21 protein-coding genes and 1 tRNA gene are annotated in these 19,267 nt (G+C 42.1%); 10 read left to right on the forward strand and 12 right to left on the reverse strand.

Annotated elements, in window-relative coordinates:
* Nucleotides 1–36: 36 nt before the first annotated feature.
* Nucleotides 37–108: transfer RNA gene (locus HMPREF2893_RS02560), tRNA-Arg, on the forward strand.
* A 93-nt stretch (nucleotides 109–201) separates the two neighbouring features.
* Here the strand turns inward: HMPREF2893_RS02560 and HMPREF2893_RS02565 are convergent.
* Complete coding sequence (locus HMPREF2893_RS02565; protein WP_003011805.1) at nucleotides 202–1,188, reverse strand: L-lactate dehydrogenase; 987 nt, start codon at nucleotides 1,186–1,188, stop codon at nucleotides 202–204.
* A 199-nt stretch (nucleotides 1,189–1,387) separates the two neighbouring features.
* Here HMPREF2893_RS02565 and gyrA point away from each other — a divergent pair, with 199 nt between their 5' ends.
* From gyrA to radC, 4 genes are all read left to right on the forward strand, one after another.
* Nucleotides 1,388–3,844, forward strand: a complete 2,457-nt coding sequence (gyrA, locus tag HMPREF2893_RS02570) for a DNA gyrase subunit A (RefSeq protein ID WP_070674028.1) — start codon at nucleotides 1,388–1,390, stop codon at nucleotides 3,842–3,844.
* A 13-nt stretch (nucleotides 3,845–3,857) separates the two neighbouring features.
* Complete coding sequence (locus HMPREF2893_RS02575) at nucleotides 3,858–4,601, forward strand: class A sortase (RefSeq protein WP_070465869.1); 744 nt, start codon at nucleotides 3,858–3,860, stop codon at nucleotides 4,599–4,601.
* A gap of 170 nt (nucleotides 4,602–4,771) precedes the next feature.
* Nucleotides 4,772–5,050, forward strand: coding sequence for a porphobilinogen deaminase (locus HMPREF2893_RS02580; protein ID WP_070465872.1), 279 nt, complete (start codon nucleotides 4,772–4,774; stop codon nucleotides 5,048–5,050).
* Between the two features lie 54 nt (nucleotides 5,051–5,104).
* On the forward strand, nucleotides 5,105–5,788 hold the full coding sequence (radC, locus tag HMPREF2893_RS02585) for a RadC family protein (RefSeq protein ID WP_003011667.1): 684 nt from the start codon (nucleotides 5,105–5,107) through the stop codon (nucleotides 5,786–5,788).
* A 202-nt stretch (nucleotides 5,789–5,990) separates the two neighbouring features.
* On the opposite strand, the gene HMPREF2893_RS02590 is transcribed toward radC, so the two are convergent.
* The 6 genes from HMPREF2893_RS02590 to HMPREF2893_RS02615 form a co-directional block, all read right to left on the reverse strand.
* The gene (locus HMPREF2893_RS02590) at nucleotides 5,991–6,638 is read right to left on the reverse strand and encodes a redox-sensing transcriptional repressor Rex (RefSeq protein ID WP_024055729.1); all 648 of its coding nucleotides are present in this window, start codon (nucleotides 6,636–6,638) and stop codon (nucleotides 5,991–5,993) included.
* Nucleotides 6,639–6,768: 130 nt separating this feature from the next.
* The gene (locus tag HMPREF2893_RS02595) at nucleotides 6,769–6,984 is read right to left on the reverse strand and encodes a DUF4649 family protein (protein WP_049490891.1); all 216 of its coding nucleotides are present in this window, start codon (nucleotides 6,982–6,984) and stop codon (nucleotides 6,769–6,771) included.
* Nucleotide 6,985: 1 nt separating this feature from the next.
* Nucleotides 6,986–7,333, reverse strand: coding sequence for a DUF1831 domain-containing protein (locus tag HMPREF2893_RS02600; RefSeq protein WP_061591372.1), 348 nt, complete (start codon nucleotides 7,331–7,333; stop codon nucleotides 6,986–6,988).
* Between the two features lie 9 nt (nucleotides 7,334–7,342).
* Nucleotides 7,343–8,455: a cysteine desulfurase family protein gene (locus tag HMPREF2893_RS02605; protein ID WP_070674032.1), complete on the reverse strand. Its 1,113-nt coding sequence runs from the start codon at nucleotides 8,453–8,455 to the stop codon at nucleotides 7,343–7,345.
* 9 nt (nucleotides 8,456–8,464) lie between these two features.
* Nucleotides 8,465–9,421 (reverse strand): ribose-phosphate diphosphokinase, encoded by a 957-nt coding sequence (locus HMPREF2893_RS02610; protein ID WP_070674037.1) that lies wholly within the window; start codon nucleotides 9,419–9,421, stop codon nucleotides 8,465–8,467.
* A 72-nt stretch (nucleotides 9,422–9,493) separates the two neighbouring features.
* Nucleotides 9,494–10,051, reverse strand: coding sequence for a CYTH domain-containing protein (locus tag HMPREF2893_RS02615; protein ID WP_024055732.1), 558 nt, complete (start codon nucleotides 10,049–10,051; stop codon nucleotides 9,494–9,496).
* A 95-nt stretch (nucleotides 10,052–10,146) separates the two neighbouring features.
* Here HMPREF2893_RS02615 and HMPREF2893_RS02620 point away from each other — a divergent pair, with 95 nt between their 5' ends.
* The 5 genes from HMPREF2893_RS02620 (at nucleotide 10,147) to mutY (ending at nucleotide 14,907) form a co-directional block, all read left to right on the forward strand.
* Entirely contained in the window at nucleotides 10,147–10,818 is a 672-nt protein-coding gene (locus tag HMPREF2893_RS02620) for a GTP diphosphokinase (RefSeq protein ID WP_023918039.1), read from the forward strand.
* On the forward strand, nucleotides 10,802–11,620 hold the full coding sequence (locus HMPREF2893_RS02625) for an NAD kinase (RefSeq protein WP_282188909.1): 819 nt from the start codon (nucleotides 10,802–10,804) through the stop codon (nucleotides 11,618–11,620). Before HMPREF2893_RS02620 ends, HMPREF2893_RS02625 begins: the two co-directional genes overlap by 17 nt.
* Nucleotides 11,617–12,510, forward strand: coding sequence for an RluA family pseudouridine synthase (locus tag HMPREF2893_RS02630; protein ID WP_070674040.1), 894 nt, complete (start codon nucleotides 11,617–11,619; stop codon nucleotides 12,508–12,510). Before HMPREF2893_RS02625 ends, HMPREF2893_RS02630 begins: the two co-directional genes overlap by 4 nt.
* Nucleotides 12,511–12,531: 21 nt before the next feature.
* Nucleotides 12,532–13,506, forward strand: coding sequence for a phosphate acetyltransferase (pta, locus tag HMPREF2893_RS02635; RefSeq protein WP_021153149.1), 975 nt, complete (start codon nucleotides 12,532–12,534; stop codon nucleotides 13,504–13,506).
* 246 nt (nucleotides 13,507–13,752) lie between these two features.
* A complete protein-coding gene (gene mutY, locus HMPREF2893_RS02640) occupies nucleotides 13,753–14,907 on the forward strand; it encodes an A/G-specific adenine glycosylase (protein WP_070674043.1) in 1,155 nt (384 codons plus the stop codon).
* Between the two features lie 26 nt (nucleotides 14,908–14,933).
* On the opposite strand, the gene HMPREF2893_RS02645 is transcribed toward mutY, so the two are convergent.
* The 5 genes from HMPREF2893_RS02645 to HMPREF2893_RS02665 form a co-directional block, all read right to left on the reverse strand.
* Entirely contained in the window at nucleotides 14,934–15,281 is a 348-nt protein-coding gene (locus HMPREF2893_RS02645) for a DUF6568 family protein (RefSeq protein WP_070674046.1), read from the reverse strand.
* A 257-nt stretch (nucleotides 15,282–15,538) separates the two neighbouring features.
* The gene (locus HMPREF2893_RS02650) at nucleotides 15,539–17,254 is read right to left on the reverse strand and encodes a phospho-sugar mutase (RefSeq protein WP_070674049.1); all 1,716 of its coding nucleotides are present in this window, start codon (nucleotides 17,252–17,254) and stop codon (nucleotides 15,539–15,541) included.
* A 150-nt stretch (nucleotides 17,255–17,404) separates the two neighbouring features.
* A complete protein-coding gene (locus HMPREF2893_RS02655; protein WP_024056113.1) occupies nucleotides 17,405–17,965 on the reverse strand; it encodes an ECF transporter S component in 561 nt (186 codons plus the stop codon).
* A complete protein-coding gene (gene coaC, locus HMPREF2893_RS02660; protein WP_070674052.1) occupies nucleotides 17,962–18,501 on the reverse strand; it encodes a phosphopantothenoylcysteine decarboxylase in 540 nt (179 codons plus the stop codon). Before coaC ends, HMPREF2893_RS02655 begins: the two co-directional genes overlap by 4 nt.
* Before the next feature lie 10 nt (nucleotides 18,502–18,511).
* On the reverse strand, nucleotides 18,512–19,189 hold the full coding sequence (locus HMPREF2893_RS02665) for a phosphopantothenate--cysteine ligase (protein ID WP_003012174.1): 678 nt from the start codon (nucleotides 19,187–19,189) through the stop codon (nucleotides 18,512–18,514).
* Nucleotides 19,190–19,267: the final 78 nt, after the last annotated feature.

Genomic DNA, 19,267 nt, shown 5'->3' on the forward strand with positions numbered 1-19,267 from the left:
TAAAAACCTTGAGAATTTGATATACTATAACAGTTGCCACCCTTAGTGTAATGGATATCACGTAAGATTCCGGTTCTTGAGATGGGGGTTCGATTCCCTCAGGGTGGATAGAAGGAAAGGTTGAGAAGTCTCTCAGCCTTTTTATCTTAAGTTCATAGCTCAAAAAAAGACTCTCAAATTTGAGAGTCTTTTCTAATCAGATTAGTTTTTTGATGCTTCTTGGAATTCAGGGTTTTTCCATGCTTCATCAATAATTGCTTTCAATTCTTTAGCAGAAGCGTGCATTTTTTGAAGTTCTGCATCATTCAATGGAATGTTTACTGGACGTACAATACCGTGTGCTCCAACAACAGCTGGTTGACCGATGAAGACGTCTTTGATTCCGTATTGACCTTCTTGGAATACTGAAAGTGGAAGAACCGCATTTTCATCATCAAGAATAGCCTTAGTGATACGAGCAAGGGCAACAGCGATACCGTAGTATGTAGCACCTTTTTTGTTGATGATGGTGTAAGCAGCATCACGAACGCCTTCGAACAATTCAATCAATTCAGTTTCTTTAACATTTTGAGTGTCTTTAAGGAATTCTTCAAGGTTTACACCAGCGATGTTAGCGTGTGACCATACAGCGAATTCTGAGTCACCGTGTTCACCCATGATGTAGGCGTGTACTGAACGAGCGTCCACATCCAATTTTTCAGCCAAAGCTTGACGGAAACGAGCTGAGTCAAGTGAAGTACCTGAACCGATAACGCGTTCTTTAGGGAATCCAGAGAATTTCCATGTAGAGTATGTCAACACGTCAACTGGGTTAGCAGCTACGAGGAAGATTCCGTTAAATCCTGATTCAACAACTTGTGTTACGATTGATTTATTGATCGCAAGGTTTTTACCAACAAGATCAAGACGAGTTTCACCTGGTTTTTGAGGAGCACCTGCAGTAATTACAACAAGGTCAGCGTCCGCACAGTCAGCATACTCAGCCGCATAGATTTTCTTTGGTGAAGTGAAGGCAAGGGCGTGGCTAAGGTCAAGCGCATCTCCGACAGCTTTTTCGTGCAATTGAGGAATTTCGATAATTCCAAGCTCTTGTGCAATTCCTTGGTTAACAAGTGCAAAAGCGTAAGATGAACCTACAGCACCGTCACCGACAAGGATAACTTTTTTGTGTTGTTTAGTCAAAGTCATGAGTCTAAACGTCTCCTTCATATTTTTTTGAGATAGATTCTCATACGTCTTCATTCTACCACTTTTGAAAGTCTTTGTCATCTGAAACAGTATAAATCCTTTGATGTAAACGTTTTTACATTTGTGTTCCTAAGAAGAAAAATAGGCTAAAATGTGTTATAATAGTATGGTGAATTAAGTAAAGAGAGGCATTTTTTGAATGCAGGATAAGAATCTAATTGATGTGAATTTAACATCAGAAATGAAGACGAGTTTTATCGATTATGCCATGAGTGTTATCGTTGCCCGTGCCCTCCCTGATGTTCGTGATGGTTTGAAACCTGTTCACCGTCGTATTTTGTACGGAATGAATGAATTGGGTGTTACACCAGATAAACCACATAAGAAGTCAGCTCGTATCACAGGGGATGTTATGGGTAAATACCACCCACACGGGGATTTCTCTATTTATGAAGCCATGGTTCGGATGGCGCAATGGTGGAGTTATCGCTACATGTTAGTGGATGGTCATGGAAACTTTGGTTCTATGGACGGTGATGGCGCCGCTGCACAACGGTATACAGAAGCCCGTATGAGTAAGATTGCTCTTGAAATGTTGCGGGATATTAACAAAAATACAGTTGATTTTGCTGATAACTATGATGCCAGCGAGCGCGAACCTTTGGTCTTACCTGCACGTTTCCCTAACCTTCTGGTTAATGGTGCTACAGGGATTGCAGTTGGGATGGCAACCAATATTCCTCCTCACAATTTGGGAGAAACCATTGACGCAGTGAAGCTGATGATGGATAATCCTGAGGTAACGACCCGTGAACTTATGGAAGTTCTTCCTGGTCCAGATTTTCCAACAGGTGCTTTGGTCATGGGGAAATCAGGTATCCACAAAGCCTATGAAACAGGAAAAGGATCGATCGTCCTTCGCTCTCGTACAGAGATTGAAGTGACCAAGAGTGGCCGTGAACGGATTGTTGTTACCGAGTTCCCTTATATGGTCAATAAAACCAAGGTTCACGAACATATCGTTCGCTTGGTGCAAGAAAAACGGATTGAAGGGATTACAGCTGTACGTGATGAGTCAAACCGTGAAGGGGTTCGATTTGTCATTGAGGTTCGCCGGGATGCTTCGGCTAACGTTATTTTGAACAATCTCTTTAAAATGACACAAATGCAAACCAATTTTGGATTCAATATGTTGGCGATCCAAAATGGTGTTCCAAAGATTCTTTCTCTTCGCCAAATTTTAGGTGCTTATATTGAGCACCAGAAAGAAGTGGTGACTCGCCGGACTATCTTTGATAAAGAAAAAGCGGAAGCACGTGCCCATATTTTAGAAGGTTTGCTCATTGCCTTGGATCACATCGATGAAGTGATCCGGATTATCCGCAATAGCCAGACAGACGCTGAAGCACAAGCTGAATTGATGGCTAAATTCAAGCTTTCTGAACGTCAAAGCCAAGCTATTTTGGACATGCGTCTTCGTCGTTTGACCGGTTTGGAACGAGACAAGATCCAAAGTGAATACGATGATTTGGTTGCCTTGATTGCTGATTTGGCTGATATTTTGGCGAAACCAGAACGTGTGGCGACCATCATCAAGGAAGAACTGGAAGAAGTCAAACGCAAGTTTGGCGATGCTCGCCGAACTGAGTTGATGATCGGAGAAGTCCTTTCTCTTGAAGATGAGGACTTGATTGAAGAAACAGATGTCTTGATCACCCTTTCTAACAAAGGCTACATCAAACGTTTGGACCAAGCGGAATTTACGGCTCAAAAACGTGGTGGACGTGGGGTTCAAGGAACTGGTGTCAAAGATGATGACTTTGTCCGTGAATTGGTCTCTACGAGCACCCATGATCACTTGCTCTTCTTTACCAATAAGGGACGTGTCTATCGTCTGAAAGGTTATGAGATTCCAGAATATGGCCGGACAGCTAAAGGATTACCAATCGTCAATCTCTTAAAATTGGACGAAGGTGAATCGATTCAAACCATTATCAATGTGGAGCAAGACCGCAGTGACGAAGCTTATCTCTTCTTTACGACGCGACAAGGTTTAGTTAAGCGGACCAATGTAGCTGAATTTTCAAATATTCGTCAGAACGGTCTCAAAGCTCTGAATCTGCGTGATGAGGATGAATTGATCAATGTCTTCCTTACAGATGGCAATGCTGACGTCATTATCGGTACCAAGTATGGTTATTCTGTCCGCTTTAATGAGGCTGTAGTCCGCAATATGGGACGTTCTGCCACAGGTGTACGTGGTGTGAATCTCCGCGAAGGAGACAAGGTTGTTGGGGCTAGTGTCGTTACGGATCAAGATGAAGTATTGATCATCACTGAAAAAGGGTATGGTAAGCGTACAATGGCTAGCGAATACCCAACCAAAGGCCGTGGTGGTAAAGGTATCAAAACAGCCAATATTACAGAGAAAAATGGTCCTTTAGCTGGTCTTTTAACCGTTAAAGGGGATGAAGATCTGATGATCATTACCGATACCGGAGTTATGATCCGGATAGGTGTGGCTAACATTTCTCAAACGGGTCGTTCAACTCAGGGTGTGAAAGTCATGAGACTGGATCAGGATGCGAAAATTGTGACCTTTACAACAGTCCAGCCCGATGAAAAAGATGAAGAAGTAGTGGAAGAAAACGAATAGATAAGGGGACAGCATGTCACGCAAAAGAAAAAAGAAAAAGAGTTTACGCAATACTCTTATCAACATCGTTGCAACACTTTTGATTATTCTCTCGCTTCTCTTGATTTTCAATGCTCCGATCCGAAATATGATTATGGTTTGGCATACCAACCAATACCAGGTTAGCAAGGTCGATAAAAAAACCATTGAAAAGAATAAAGAAGTGAAGACGAGCTTTGATTTCCAACATGTCCAGTCACTCTCGACGGAAGCCGTCATCAATGCCCAATGGCAAGCTCAAAAGCTACCAGTAATTGGGGGAATTTCGATTCCTGAATTAAACATGAACCTTCCGATCTTTAAGGGACTTGAAAATGTAGCCCTTTACTACGGAGCAGGGACCATGAAGGAAAACCAAGTCATGGGGCAAGGCAATTATTCTCTTGCTAGTCACCACGTATTTGGCCTAACTGGAGCCAATGCCATGTTATTCTCACCATTAGAGAAAGCCAAGGCGGGTATGAAGATCTACATCACGGACAAAGAAAAAATCTATACTTATGTCATCTCATCTGTTGAGACCGTGACTCCAGACCGTGTAGATGTTATTCAAGATCGTGAAGGCGTTAATGAGATCACCTTGGTGACTTGTGAGGATGCTGCAGCGACTTACCGTACGATTGTAAAAGGGAATTTGGAAACCTCTATTGACTATGACAAGGCTCCAAAAGACATCCTGGATTCATTCAGCAAGTCTTATAATCAAATGCAACTTTAAGAAAATAAAGCCCGAGGCAGAGATGTCTGGGCCTTTTCTATGTAGGAGGCTGGGAGAAATTCTTGTAAAATTGTAAGAGATTGGTAATATAATGTAAGGAACTTGTCATAATATTAAGGGAAAATCAGTATATAATAAGAGGAGAAAGAGTATGATAAGGAGGTAGAATAGTGACGAAAGAGCGAATTTATCATCTCTTGCATCATTTCTACAATCTCTTAGTAAATGATTTTCCACGAAATGGTTTAATTACGAAAGGAATCTACGAAGTAGAGCAGGTCTACCAAGCTTTAGAGGCCATTCCTCAGAGTCAGGAGTACTTGATCCGCTGTGAAATTCAACAGTTTTTAAAGGAGCTTGAGCAAGTTCAAACAGGTTACCAGATCCGCTTTAATAAAGATGAAGTCTTAGTGTTAGATGATTTGAAACAAGAAATTGCCAGTAAATAATGAAAGATCGTCGTTTTCTCCATTTATTACGAATTAATAAGTGAGGAGGAAATTATGTACGACATATCATTTATTGAACCATCTTTGCTTCCTAGAGAACGTTTGGTTTCTGAAGGGGTGGATAAGCTGAGTCATCAAGAATTGTTATCCATTCTCTTACGGACAGGCAATAAGCAAAAAAGCGTTTATGAGATTGCACAAGGGCTTTTGAGTTCGGTTAATAGTTTAAAGGAGTTAAGTCAATTAACCCTAGAGGAGCTACAGGAAATCTCTGGCATTGGCCGGGTGAAGGCCATCGAACTTCAGGCTGTGATTGAGTTTGGACGAAGGATTCATAAAGATGAATTAATGAGTTCTGAACAGATCATGAGCAGTCAGAAATTGGCCCATAAAATTCAACAGGAAATCGGCCATAAGAAACAGGAACACCTGGTTGCCCTCTATTTAAATACGCAAAATGAAATTATTCATCAACAGACCATATTTATTGGAACCGTGAATCGAAGTATTGCGGAGCCACGTGAAATCCTGCATTATGCACTAAAACACATGGCAACCTCCATCATTTTGGCTCACAATCATCCATCTGGTGCCGTATTTCCAAGTAAAAATGATGATGAAGTAACGCATCGAGTCTTAGAGGCCTGTGAAGTGATGGGCTTAACCCTATTGGATCACTTGATTGTATCTGAAGAAAACTATTATAGTTACCGAGAAGAAACTGATTATTTGGTATAAAAAAGAGAGTGGGACAGAAATCGGTAATTCGTTGGAATTCGATTTCGTCGTCCCACCTCCGCACAGTTGAGTAGGGCTGTAAAAGCTGATGAAATCAGCGTAGTAGAGCCCACTCAACCACTGCGTCTTGCTCGACAACCTAAAAATAATTGAGAGGCTAGGACTTTTGTCCCAGTCTCTTTTCTTGTTAAACTATAAGTCTTTATTCTTCGTTTTTTCGCATGAAATAAAGGAGTGTTTGCAATTCACTGGTGAGATCGACATATTGGACGACGACATCTTTAGGGACTGTCAGATGCACTGGTGAGAAGCTGAGAATTCCCTTGACCCCAGCGTCTACCAAAAGGCTAGCTACTTCTTGAGCCTTGACGCTTGGAACAGTCAGGATGGCTGTTTGAATGCCTTCTTGTTTGAGCTTTTCTTTAATAGAGGAAATACCGTAAATAGGAATTCCGTCCTTACTTTTAGTATTAATCAGTTCATGATCGTCTAGATCAAACGCCATAACAATTTTCATCTTATTGCGTTCATGGAAGCGATAGTTGAGAAGCGCACTTCCCATATTTCCGATCCCCACAATAGCGACATTGGTAATGGCATTGTCATTTAAAAGATCGGCAAAGAAGTTCATCAGTTTTTTTACGTCATAACCAAATCCCCGTCTTCCTAATTCACCAAAATAAGAAAAATCTCGGCGAACGGTAGCAGAGTCAATCCCAATTGCATCAGCAATTTGCTTGGAATTGGCGCGCTCTATTTTTTCAGAGTTAAAGCGTTTAAAAATGCGGTAGTAGAGCGATAAGCGTTTTGCTGTTGCGCGTGGAATTGGAGTATTTTTATCATGTTTCACAATATCACAACCTTTCCCCCTTATTGTATAGGAAGATTGTGAAAAAATCAACTATCTAGGGCGGTTTTTCAAAAATATTTTTGTCTAAAGAAAAAGCTGATGGCGATGGGAGAGTTCCATCAGCATCAGCTTAGTTTTCAGCTTGTTCTACCTTTTTCAAAAAAGCATAGAGTCCATCGACTCGCCCTGTATAGGGGAGCTTTTCCCCCTTGTATTCAATGGATACGATTGAGTAAGAGTCAGGCAAGGTTACACAGCCTGAAAAAGCTAGAATGCAGGCTGCAAGGTCGGGATAAGTAGTCGTTCGTTCTACTTGGTAAGCGTCGATATAAGTTAGGGTTACCATATTAGGCCTCTGTTTTGTTGAAAATTTCTCTTTCGACAAGACTATCCATTAAGAAATAGAATTTTTGTTGGATAATGTCATTTTCCGGATTTTTAAAGATATTAACCAGGCGAAGTCCAGACTTGTCAGTAATATTGATCTTAAAACCTGTCAAATCTTTATTGAAAATGATTTTAAGTAGGAAGCCTTCGCCGCTATTTGGAACAACTTCGAGCAAACGATTTAACTCGTAATTTCCAACTTTTGTAACAGCGAATGTATTGTCACGTAAGGTATATTTTTTAACATTTGGGTGTAGACTATAGGTATATTTGCAATCTTTCAATGAAACACTTGTTTCAAAAGCCATATTGTTCTCCTATGATAAAATTTCTTTAAGTTTTGAGAGGAAGTCTTGAACCTCCTCTACGGTATTGAGTTCTGAAAAACTAATTCGAAGGGATTCTTTTAGGCGTGAGCTATCTTTTCCATAGAGTGCCTCAAGGACATGGCTGGGTTGAACTGTACCGGCGGTACAAGCAGAACCTGTAGAGACAGAAATTCCAGCAAGATCGAGTCGCATCAATAAGACATCATTTTGGACACCCGGAAAGCCAAGATTCCAAACAAATGGAAGATGATCGTCATTCGCATTTACATAGTAGTCGTAGGTTGCTAAACCATTGACTAGTTCTTGGCCAAGTTTTTGAACCTGGTTGAAATTTTCTTCTTGATGAAGTGTAGCTTGCTGAAGCGCGGTTGCCATCCCTACAATTGAAATGAGATTTTCCGTGCTGGCTCTCATCTTACTTTCCTGATCCCCACCATGTAAGAGATTATCAAAATCTGGGGCAGCTGCATAAAGGAAGCCGACGCCCTTTGGTCCATGGAATTTGTGGGCAGAAGCACTGAGAAAATCAATTCCCAACTCTTCGGGATAGACAGGGACCTTTCCAATTGCTTGGACAGCATCAACATGAAAGGCAGCTGGATGATTTTTTAAGAGTTCTCCAATTTCTTTAATCGGTAGAAGATCGCCTGTCTCGTTATTGGCAAACATGGTAGAGACAAGAATGGTATCCGGTCTAAGAGCCGCCTTGATATCACTAGCCTGAATGCGTCCATCTCTTGGTTGGACGATCGTAACTTCAAATCCGAAACGTTCTACAAGATATTCGATGGGTTCTAGAACCGCATGGTGTTCCAAAGCGGTAGTAATGATGTGTTTGCCATCTGCTTGGTGTTTCAAGCAGTAGCCTTTTATAACGGTATTATTACTTTCTGATCCACCTGAGGTGAAAAAAATCCGATTTGGAAGAGTATGGAGGGACTGAGCAATCTGCTCGCGAGACTCTCGAAGGAGTTTACTAGCCATCCGCCCATGAGCATGAAGACTCGATGGATTTCCAAAAGTGGTCTTCATAGTTGCAGACATTTTATCAATGACTTCAGGTAGAAGGGGAGTTGTTGCGGCATTATCAAAATATATCACATTAAGACCTTATTTCTTGTGGTAGGCAAATAGAGGACTAACAGGTTTTCTTTCTTGAATGCGAACAATAGCTTCAGCGATCAGTTCGCTAGCTGTCAGATAGTTAATATTTTTTGGAGTTGATCCGTTTGGGGCAACAGAATCAGTTACCAAGATTTCTTTGATTGGAGCTTGGTCTAATAACTCGACAGCTCCTTTCACAAATAAACCATGGCTTGAAACAGCATAAATTTCAGTAGCACCTTCGCGTTCGACGATTTTCGCAGCTTCTGAGAATGTCTTCCCAGTATTGAGGATATCGTCAATCAAGATCGCTTTTTTATCTTTGACATCCCCGATAATATAGCCATAATCACGGTTCGCATCATCTTGCTCGTAATCAATGATGGCAATCGGTGCATCAAGATATTCTGCTAAACTACGAGCTCGTTTGACACCTGAATTTTTAGGACTGACGACTACAACATCAGGACCAGTTAGACCTTTGTTGATGTAGTGCTCTGCAAAAAGTGGAATGGTAAAGAGGTTATCCACGGCAATATCGAAGAAACCTTGAACCTGCACTGCATGGAGATCCAGTGTGACGACACGATCCACCCCAGCTTTGACCAACATGTTTGCGACGAGTTTAGCAGTGATTGGTTCACGAGGAGCAGCAGTCCGGTCTTGGCGAGCATAACCGAAGTAAGGCATGACCACATTGACAGTATTTGCGCTGGCCCGTTGGCAAGCATCTACCATAATTAAGAGTTCCATCAAGTGATTGTTGACAGGGAAACTGGTTGATTGAATGATATAAATATCATATCCACGAACACTTTCCTCAATATTGACTTGGATTTCACCATCTGAGAATTGACGGGATGAAATTTTCCCAAGTGGAACCCCAGCGTGATCCGCAATCTTTTGCGCAATCTCTGGATTTGAATTGAGAGAGAAGAGCTTCATATTTTTTTTATCTGACATGTGATTCCAACCTCATTTAGATTTTTGATCTTAGCACTATTTTAGCAAAAATTTGCGATAATTTCAGCTATTTTACAATCTTTCCGCCAATCTGGCGATTTTATTTTTAGCAGCTTTGTAGACGATTCCATGCTCTTTGATGAACTGATGGAAATTTTCTTCCTGCTCAGCAGTTTCGACCTCGATTTCCAACTCATAATCTTCAGTGTCTAGATAGAGACTGTGGTCTAGTGCTACTAAGCCTGCATCAGTTTCTTTTTCGAATCGTTCTGTTGTAAGGCTTCCCCAGACCGCGAGGTGTTCAACGGGGATTTCTTTAGAGATCAAGAGGTTTTTGATTTCTCCGTCAGGAAACTGTTGGTGTTGAAGAATCTCCTTGGTTTCTTCTGGGTTGAGGTCTTGATTGTACTCGAAATGGCCAACATCTTCAGGGACTTTGAGAGTCAATTCAGCCTGATCTGTGAAAGTACGCACCCGCAAGGCCATTTTTTCCTTACGGATGAGCTGGTCGGGTGTATCGATATAGTGATTGGTTTGGACAACCAATTCTGTATCAGCAAAAAGTGGAAGGAGGGATTGGTATTCCTCCTTGTCTAGCATGGTTTTGTATTCAATTTCTAAATGGTTCATTTTGTGGTCCTTTGCTTTTTTTCAAAAGCGATTCATGATATAATAAGAGATGTGTTTATTGTATACAAAAATGGTTCAGATTACAAGGTGGTAGGATGGCAATTGATTGGGAAAACTTCTTAGATCCGTATATCCAAGCAGTTGGGGAATTAAAAATCAAACTGCGTGGGATTCGTAAGCAATATCGTAAGCAACAAAAGCATTCTCCAATTGAGTTTGTTACAGGACGGGTCAAGCCGATTGAGAGCATTCGCGAAAAGATGATCCGAAGAAATATTTCTGAAGAAAATCTGGCTCAGGATATGCAAGATATTGCTGGTCTTCGCATCATGGTCCAGTTTGTGGATGACGTCGAAGAGATCCTAGAGGTTCTGAGACAACGGCAGGATATGCGCGTGGTCCAAGAGCGAGATTACATCCGCCACAAGAAATCAAGTGGCTACCGGAGTTACCACGTCGTGGTCGAGTATCCGGTCGATACCATTGATGGAAATGAAACGATCTTAGCAGAGATTCAAATTCGGACCTTGTCCATGAATTTTTGGGCAACCATTGAACACTCGCTTAATTATAAATATAAAGGAGACTTTCCAGACGAGATCAAAAAACGCTTAGAGACGACAGCAAACCTGGCCTATCTCTTGGATGAAGAGATGGGGGCAATTCGGGATGCGATTCAGGAGGCTCAAGCCCTGTTTGATCCACTTCATCGTAAGTTAAATGATGGCGTTGGAAATAGTGATGACACAGATGAAGACTACAGGTAAAAAAGTATCCATTATTCGCAATCGCAAGCGTCAAAGTGAAGAGGTTTTTCAGCAGTTGCGCTACAAGCTTCGGAAAAATAATTTTATTTTGACGGAGAAGCACCCGGATATTGTGATTTCAATTGGTGGCGATGGGATGTTGCTATCGGCTTTTCACAAGTATGAACACCAGTTGGATCGGGTGCGATTTGTTGGCGTCCATACCGGACACTTAGGATTTTATACAGATTACTTAGACAGTGAAATCGATAAGCTGGTTGAGAACTTAAAATATGATACTGGAGCTAAGGTTTCTTACCCTATTTTGAATGTCAAGATTACTTTCGAAAATGGGGAAACCCGTACCATGAGAGCCTTGAACGAAGCGACGATTAAGAGAAGCGACCGGACCATGGTTGCTGATCTCACGATTAATGGAGTGGATTTTGAGCGCTTCAGAGGAGACGGGATTACCGTTTCGACTCCTACAGGAAGTACGGCTTACAACAAATCCTTGGGAGGAGCAGTCCTTCACCCAACTATTGAAGCGCTACAGATCGCTGAGATCGCCAGTCTCAACAACCGTGTTTATCGTACCTTGGGTTCTTCTGTCATTGTCCCTAAAAAGGATAAGATCGAGATTACACCGACAAGACCTGGCTTCCACATTATCTCTGTTGACAATTCAACCTATTCTTATCGCAATATTGCAAAGGTAGAATACCAGATTGACAACCATAAGATTAATTTTGTGGCAAGCTCCAGTCACACCAGCTTCTGGAATCGGGTCAAGGATGCCTTTATCGGAGATGATAGAGAATGAGATTTGAATTCATTGTCGATGAGCATGTCAAGGTCAAGACCTTCCTGAAAAAGCATGAGGTTTCTAAGGGGCTCTTAGCAAAGATTAAGTTTCGTGGTGGCCAGATCCTTGTCAATGGACGTCCGGAGAATGCGATTTATTTGTTGGATATTGGAGATCGCTTGGTCATTGATATTCCAGCAGAAGAAGGGTTCGAAACCCTAAAACCCATGGATCGGCCTTTGGATATTTTGTTTGAAGATGATCATTTTTTGGTCTTAAACAAACCCTTTGGCATTGCATCGATTCCAAGTGCGATTCATTCCAATACCTTAGCAAATTTTGTAAAGGGCTACTATGTGAAGCAGGGCTACGAGAACCAGCAGGTTCACATTGTTACTCGTTTGGACAAGGATACAAGTGGCGTTATGCTCTTTGCCAAACATGGCTATGCCCATGCTCGCTTGGATAAGCAATTGCAGTCTAAAACGATTCAGAAACGCTATTATGCCTTGGTCAAGGGATCTGGGAAGCTTGATCCTGTCGAAGAGATTATTGCTCCGATTGCGCGTGATGAAGATTCAATTATCACCCGAAAGGTAGCTAAAGGTGGCAAGTATGCTCATACAAGCTACCAGGTTGTTCAATCTTTTGGTGATATTCACCTAGTGGATATTCAGTTACACACAGGTCGAACCCATCAGATCCGCGTTCATTTTTCCCATATTGGCTTTCCGCTTTTGGGAGATGATCTCTATGGCGGCAGTTTAGAAGACGGCATTGAGCGCCAAGCCCTTCATTGTCATCGCCTATCCTATTATCATCCATTTCTAGAGGAAGAGTTGGTCATAGAAAGTCCACTGCCTCCAGATTTCCAAGCTGTATTAACACAGCTTCAAACTAGTTATTAATTATTAAAAGGAGTAAAACTCATGGAAGTTTTCGAAAATCTCAAAGCCAACCTCGTTGGTAAGAATGCACGTATTGTATTACCAGAAGGTGAAGAACCTCGTATCCTCCAAGCGACAAAACGCATTGTGAACGAGACAGAAGTAACCCCTGTCTTGCTTGGTAATCCGGATAAAATTCGGATTTATCTTGAGATCGAAGGGGTTTTGGATGGATATGAAGTCATCGATCCTCATTCTTATCCAGGTTTTGAAGAAATGGTAGCTTCCTTAGTAGAACGTCGTAAGGGCAAAATGACAGAAGAAGAAGCGCGTCAAGTCTTGAAAGATGACGTTAACTATTTTGGTGTCATGTTAGTGCACATGGGAATTGTTGATGGGATGGTATCTGGTGCGATTCACTCAACAGCTGCCACTGTTCGTCCGGCTCTTCAAATTATCAAAACTCGTCCAAATGTAAAACGGACTTCAGGAGCTTTCCTTATGGTTCGTGGATCTGAACGCTACTTGTTTGGGGACTGTGCTATCAACATCAATCCAGATGCTGAAGGATTAGCCGAAATTGCCATCAACTCAGCTATCACAGCCAAGATGTTTGGAATTGATCCAAAAATTGCTATGTTGAGCTATTCAACAAAAGGATCTGGTTTCGGCGAAAGTGTTGATAAGGTTGTCGAAGCGACTAAGCTTGCTCATGAACTTCGTCCAGACCTTGAAATTGACGGGGAATTGCAATTTGACGCAGCTTTTGTCCCTGCAACTGCAGCCTTGAAGGCTCCAGGAAGCAAGGTAGCAGGTCAAGCCAATGTCTTTATCTTCCCAGGTATTGAGGCAGGTAACATTGGATACAAGATGGCTGAACGTCTTGGTGGCTTTGCAGCGGTAGGTCCAGTATTGCAAGGGTTGAACAAACCAGTCAATGACCTCTCTCGTGGATGTAATGCAGATGACGTCTATAAATTAACCTTGATTACGGCTGCTCAAGCTGTAGAGCAATAAGAAATGCATTTAGAGATTGGGACAGAAATCGGTAATTTGTTAAAATTCGATTTCGTCGTCCCACCTCCGCACAGTTGAGTAGGGCTGTAAAAGCTGATGAAATCAGCGTAGTAGAGCCCACTCAACCACTGCGTCTTGCTCGACAACCTAAAAATAATTGAGAGGCTAGGACTTTTGTCCCAGTCTCTTTTTCTTTATAAAATCAGAATTTCTAAACTCTAACTCATTCTATGGTATACTAGGAATATGTTAGATTTAAACGATTACGGGATTACCATGTGGGAGGAGGAAAAAATTGCTTCCTTCAGAGAAAAGTTATTAGTCTGGTATGATGCCCATAAACGGGATCTTCCCTGGAGAAGGACCCAGGATCCTTATAAAATTTGGATCTCAGAAATTATGCTCCAGCAGACACGTGTCGATACGGTGATTCCTTATTATGAGCGTTTTTTAGACTGGTTTCCGACGGTCGCTGATTTGGCTCAAGCTCCTGAAGAAAAACTCTTAAAAGCTTGGGAAGGCTTGGGATATTACTCACGTGTCCGCAATATGCAGAAAGCTGCCCAGCAGATAATGGAAAATCACGGAGGAGTGTTTCCATCAAGTTATGAGGAAATATCTAAACTCAAGGGAATTGGGCCTTATACAGCTGGTGCCATTGCTAGTATTGCCTTTGGTTTACCAGAGCCAGCAGTGGATGGCAATGTCATGCGTGTTCTAGCCCGTTTGTTTGAGGTGGACTACGATATTGGTGTACAGACCAATCGCAAGATTTTTCAAGCCATGATGGAAATCTTGATCGATCCGGCCCGACCTGGTGATTTCAATCAGGCTTTGATGGATTTGGGATCAGATATTGAATCCCCAGTCAACCCACGGCCAGAAGAGAGTCCTGTTAAGGAGTTTAGCGCGGCCTACCAACATGGGACCATGGATCGTTATCCCATTAAGACTCCCAAGAAGAAACCGGTACCTGTCTATCTAACAGCTTTTATTATCAAGGATAGTCAAGGTCGCTACTTGCTGGAGAAAAATGAGCGAGAAGGGCTTTTATCAGGTTTCTGGCATTTCCCCTTGATCGAAGTGGAAAGCCTATCTGGGAACCTAGGCCAATTATCTCTATTGGATGGGAAGGGGGAAGCAGAGCGTAACCCAGAAATTCTTTCTTTTGAACAGGACTATGATTTGGCCATTGATTGGCAGGACAGATCTTATCCTATCGTCCAGCATGTCTTTTCACATCGCAAGTGGCAGGTTCAGATTCGATTCGGTCTAGTAAAAGAAGGAGAGCAACCAGCAAGCGAATCGACTGTTTGGTTAACACCAGAAGAATTTTCCAATTATCCTTTTGCTAAAGCTCAGCAGAAGATTTGGACGACTTTTTCGGAAAATGAAAAATAGCTAGAGATTATTCTCTAGCTATTTTTTTATAGATGAGCGAATGCTTTGATTTCTTCTTCAGACATGGATGAGTCGCAACGAACAGTGACTTCACCAGATTCGACATGTAAAAATCCTGGGACAGTTGGGATGCCGTAAGTTGAGCGGAAGGGTTGTAATGCGTCTAGCTGACTTGGTTCTTCACTATTAATAAAATAGATATGAGCTTTTGTTTCAGCTACGACAGTTGCTAATTTAGCAGCGAACTTCCGGCAGTAAGGACAAGTCTTGCGTCCGATAAAGAAGGTTGCTGTTTCTTTTTGATCGATCGCTTCTTGCGCACGCGCGACAGTTGTGACTTCAAGATCTTTAATATCTTCTAAAAATTGTTCCATGAGATTACCTCGCTTTCTTCTAAGTCTAGTATGCCATATTTTCTATAAAATCGCTGGTATTTGCTACGAAAGAAAGAGAGAGTGGGACAGAAATCGGTAATTCGTTAGAATTCGATTTCGTCGTCCCACCTCTGCACAGTTGAGTAGGGCTGTAAAAGCTGATGAAATCAGCGTAGTAGAGCCCACTCAACCACTGCGTCTTGCTCGACAACCTAAAAATAATTGAGAGGCTAGGATTTTTGTCCCAGCCTCGTGTTTTAGCCTACAAAAGCATTGATTTCTGCTTCGATATTTGCAATTTTTTCTTTAGCATCTGCTTCAGATTCACCAACTGTAGCGATGTAGAATTTGATTTTTGGTTCTGTACCTGAAGGACGAACGGCAAACCATGAATCATCAGCCAAGATGTATTTAAGAACGTTGCTTGGAGGAGTTGTCAATTTTTCAACGCCGTCAGCAGTAGTAGCTGTTTGTTCGAAGAAGTCTTCTGTCTTAGCAATGTCTGTGTTGTTGAATTGTTTAGGAGCATTGCCACGGAATTTATCCATGATTTTCTTGATTTCAGCAGCCCCGTCAACACCAGAAAGGGTAACAGAGATGGTTTTTTCTGCGAAGTAGCCGTATTGTTTGTAGATTTCTTCGATACCATCTGCCAAAGTCATACCACGTGAGCGGTAGTATGCTGCGATTTCAGCAACGATAAGAACAGCTTGGATAGCGTCTTTGTCACGTACGAATGGTTTGATGAGGTAACCGAAGCTTTCTTCGAAACCAAGCATGTAAGTGTGGTTGTGTTGTGTTTCAAATTCATGGATTTTTTCACCGATAAATTTGAAACCAGTCAAGACGTTAAACATCGTTGCGCCGTAGCTTTCTGCAATCTTAGTCACCAACTCAGTTGATACGATGGATTTACAGAGGGCAGCATTGGCAGGAAGTGTACCAGCTGTTTTGTGAGCTTCAAGAATGTATTTAGCAATGATCGCTCCGATTTGGTTACCAGAAAGGTTTAGGTAAGAACCGTCTGGTTGGCGGATTTCAACACCAAGGCGGTCAGCATCTGGGTCAGTTGCAACCAATACATCAGCGTCTACTTTGCGACCAAGCTCTTCAGCAAGAGCAAAGGCAGCTTGGTTTTCAGGGTTTGGAGATTTAACAGTTGAGAAGTCAGCATCTGGAACAGCTTGAGCTTCAACAACTTGAACAGCTTCAAATCCAGCTTGGGCAAGAGCACGACGAGCCAACATTTCACCAGTACCATGAAGTGGAGTGTAGACAATCTTCATGTCGCGTCCGTATTCATTAATCAAGTCTTGGTTGATGTTTACGCCTTTCACTTCTTTCAAGTATTCAGCGTCGACATTTTCACCGATAACTTCGATGAGACCGCTAGCCTTGCTTTCCTCAAGGTCAGCTAATTGTACAGTGAAAGGATTTTCGATAGCACGGATGTAATCTGTCAATGCATCAGCATCTGCTGGAGGCATTTGTCCACCGTCTTCACCGTATACCTTATATCCGTTAAATGGAGCAGGGTTGTGGCTAGCGGTTACCATGATACCAGCAAATGTGTGAAGATGACGAACAGCAAATGACAATTCCGGTGTTGGACGTAGGCTTTCAAATACATAAGATTTGATTCCGTGTGCAGCTAAAACTTGAGCAGATTCAAAAGCAAACTCTGGAGAGAAGTGACGGCTGTCGTAGGCGATCGCAACGCCGCGTTTCTTCGCTTCCTCACCTTTTGAGTCGATCAATTGGGCCAACCCTTCAGTTGCTTGGCGAACAACATAGATATTAATACGGTTGGTACCAGCACCGATTAATCCACGCATACCAGCTGTACCGAATTCAAGGTTGGTATAGAAGGCATCTTCTTTTGTTTTTTCATCCATTGCGACCAACTCATCACGAAGGTAAGCTGGTAATTCAGCAAAGTCGAGCCATTTTTGGTAGTTTTCTTGATAGGTCATGCAAGCGTCTCCTTTTTGCTTATAATTTAATCGCTTACATTATAGCAAATTTTTTCTGAAAATTCTAGCGATAAATGTAAATCTTTTCAAAAAAATAGAGCTAATTCACCATCAAATAAAGCCAAGATAAATTGGTCTTGGCTTGAAAGGTTATTTTAATTTTTCAAGAGATGGAACGACGGCACTGGTAATGAGGACTGTAGCAATGACTTCGATGAGAGAGTTGGTAGATATAATCAAGGCTAGGAAATGTTGAATTCCACCACCGAAGCTATTTCCAAAGAAGAAATAAATCCCACTTAGAACGAAAACAGTATTGGTCATAGAGCCGACAATTCCAGCGATCATAAGTCCTGTACGATTGCGAATCCAGCGATAGACGAAGTAAGGGGTTACCCCAATGAGAATCCGAGGGACTATGGCAATGATAAGGGAGTAGAGATTCCCGTGAGGGACAAAGGGACTAAAGAGATAGCTGGCTGGTGTTATAACCAGGGTATTCATGGTGAGGCTAAAGAGTCCCATGAGGAGTCCTAGAATTGCTCCAGTTCGAGGTCCGTAGATAATAGAAGCGATCACGACAGGAATATGAACCAAGGTTGGTTGAATTCCTGATGGGACAAATTGCAAAATGAAGGACGTCACAAAGTGAATGGTGATCATCACGGCAAAAAAGATGGCAATTCGTGAAATAGAGGCTGATTTTCTCATAAACAATTCTCCTTAACAGCTTGGATGATAGTGTCGACAGTGGCTAGAGCTCCAGAACCTTGATCCCCACAAGCAAGAACAGCATCACGAGGTTGGATGATCTGGTAACCATAGTCTTGTAAGAGCTTTAGATTTCGTTGGGTAGCGGGATGTTCTAGCATTTTTGTATTCATAGCAGGGGCCAGTAATTTTTTAGTTCTTTGTGGCAAGGCTAGAGCTGTGCTTGTGACCATATTATCTGCCAGTCCCATAGCCAATTTAGCAATGGTATTGGCACTGGCTGGCGCGACAAGAAAGAGGTCAGTTTCTTTCCCAATGTTGATGTGCTCGATCCGCTGTGGATCGTCTTCCATCATAACATCTAGCCCGACTTGATTTTTTGAAAGAACTTGCAAGGTTAAAGGGGTGATAAATTTTTGGGCTGAAGGAGTCATGAGGACCTTCACTTCAAAGCCCAATTTGGTTAGTTGGCTGGTAATATCAGCAGCCTTATAGGCGGAAATACTACCGGTAACCGCTAAAGTAATGTGTGTCATATGTTCCTTTTTATTTGATATAACGTAGGATAGCCTCTGCGATTTCTGTTTTCGTAGAAGCTTCTAGGACCTGATCGTCTGTCACTAGATAGGCTTGATGCTGACCGTTCTGAATCTTGGTCAGATCATTGGCAACGATCATGCTGGCATGATTTTTAACGAGGCTTTCACGCGCTACCTGGATCAACTCTTCAGAAGAAACGTCGACTAATAGCTTAAAGCCAATCAGTTGAATAGCAGGGTTCCATTCTTTGACGAGCGAGATAATCTTGGGATTTTTCTTTAGAAAGAGTACCTGGTATTCTTCTTTGGAAGAAATTTTCGCTTCCTGATTTTCGCGATGGATAAAGCTATGAAGGTCTTGAGCTTTCTCAACTTCATCAAGGCCTGTCATGTAAACAGGTGTGTAGTCTGAAACAGCCATAGCGTGAATCAAAACCTGATGATGAGGGACTTCCGTTTTCATTTGTGCGAGAAGTTCTTCGACATTCTGGATCAATAGAAGTCGAAGCTGTGGGTGAGGATCGGGTTTAAGAGCGGTAGGCGTTGTGATCAAGGTCACCTGATGTCCCATAGCAAGAGCTGTTTCTGCAAGGATTTTCCCTAATTTCCCGGTGGAATGATTGGTGATCGAACGAACACTATCAATGGCTTCGCTCGTTCCGCCTGATGTAATTAAAATATGCATATGCTTATTTTACACAAAAAAGATACGTAAGTAAAGTTCTGAAGCTATTAGGATTAACTATGTGTAGCCATAAAATTT

Origin of the sequence: Streptococcus sp. HMSC072C09 (assembly GCF_001813105.1) — a bacterium.
Taxonomy (GTDB): Bacteria; Bacillota; Bacilli; order Lactobacillales; family Streptococcaceae; genus Streptococcus.

Excerpts from the sequence above, each read along its gene's own strand:
- HMPREF2893_RS02565 (WP_003011805.1), bottom strand. The coding sequence starts at position 1,188 with ATGACTTTGACTAAACAACACAAAAAAGTTATCCTTGTCGGTGACGGT.
- gyrA (WP_070674028.1), top strand. The coding sequence starts at position 1,388 with ATGCAGGATAAGAATCTAATTGATGTGAATTTAACATCAGAAATGAAG.
- HMPREF2893_RS02575 (WP_070465869.1), top strand. The coding sequence starts at position 3,858 with ATGTCACGCAAAAGAAAAAAGAAAAAGAGTTTACGCAATACTCTTATC.
- radC (WP_003011667.1), top strand. The coding sequence starts at position 5,105 with ATGTACGACATATCATTTATTGAACCATCTTTGCTTCCTAGAGAACGT.
- HMPREF2893_RS02595 (WP_049490891.1), bottom strand. The coding sequence starts at position 6,984 with ATGGTAACCCTAACTTATATCGACGCTTACCAAGTAGAACGAACGACT.
- HMPREF2893_RS02600 (WP_061591372.1), bottom strand. The coding sequence starts at position 7,333 with ATGGCTTTTGAAACAAGTGTTTCATTGAAAGATTGCAAATATACCTAT.
- HMPREF2893_RS02610 (WP_070674037.1), bottom strand. The coding sequence starts at position 9,421 with ATGTCAGATAAAAAAAATATGAAGCTCTTCTCTCTCAATTCAAATCCA.
- HMPREF2893_RS02615 (WP_024055732.1), bottom strand. The coding sequence starts at position 10,051 with ATGAACCATTTAGAAATTGAATACAAAACCATGCTAGACAAGGAGGAA.
- HMPREF2893_RS02620 (WP_023918039.1), top strand. The coding sequence starts at position 10,147 with ATGGCAATTGATTGGGAAAACTTCTTAGATCCGTATATCCAAGCAGTT.
- HMPREF2893_RS02625 (WP_282188909.1), top strand. The coding sequence starts at position 10,802 with ATGAAGACTACAGGTAAAAAAGTATCCATTATTCGCAATCGCAAGCGT.
- HMPREF2893_RS02630 (WP_070674040.1), top strand. The coding sequence starts at position 11,617 with ATGAGATTTGAATTCATTGTCGATGAGCATGTCAAGGTCAAGACCTTC.
- pta (WP_021153149.1), top strand. The coding sequence starts at position 12,532 with ATGGAAGTTTTCGAAAATCTCAAAGCCAACCTCGTTGGTAAGAATGCA.
- mutY (WP_070674043.1), top strand. The coding sequence starts at position 13,753 with ATGTTAGATTTAAACGATTACGGGATTACCATGTGGGAGGAGGAAAAA.
- HMPREF2893_RS02645 (WP_070674046.1), bottom strand. The coding sequence starts at position 15,281 with ATGGAACAATTTTTAGAAGATATTAAAGATCTTGAAGTCACAACTGTC.
- HMPREF2893_RS02650 (WP_070674049.1), bottom strand. The coding sequence starts at position 17,254 with ATGACCTATCAAGAAAACTACCAAAAATGGCTCGACTTTGCTGAATTA.
- HMPREF2893_RS02655 (WP_024056113.1), bottom strand. The coding sequence starts at position 17,965 with ATGAGAAAATCAGCCTCTATTTCACGAATTGCCATCTTTTTTGCCGTG.
- coaC (WP_070674052.1), bottom strand. The coding sequence starts at position 18,501 with ATGACACACATTACTTTAGCGGTTACCGGTAGTATTTCCGCCTATAAG.
- HMPREF2893_RS02665 (WP_003012174.1), bottom strand. The coding sequence starts at position 19,189 with ATGCATATTTTAATTACATCAGGCGGAACGAGCGAAGCCATTGATAGT.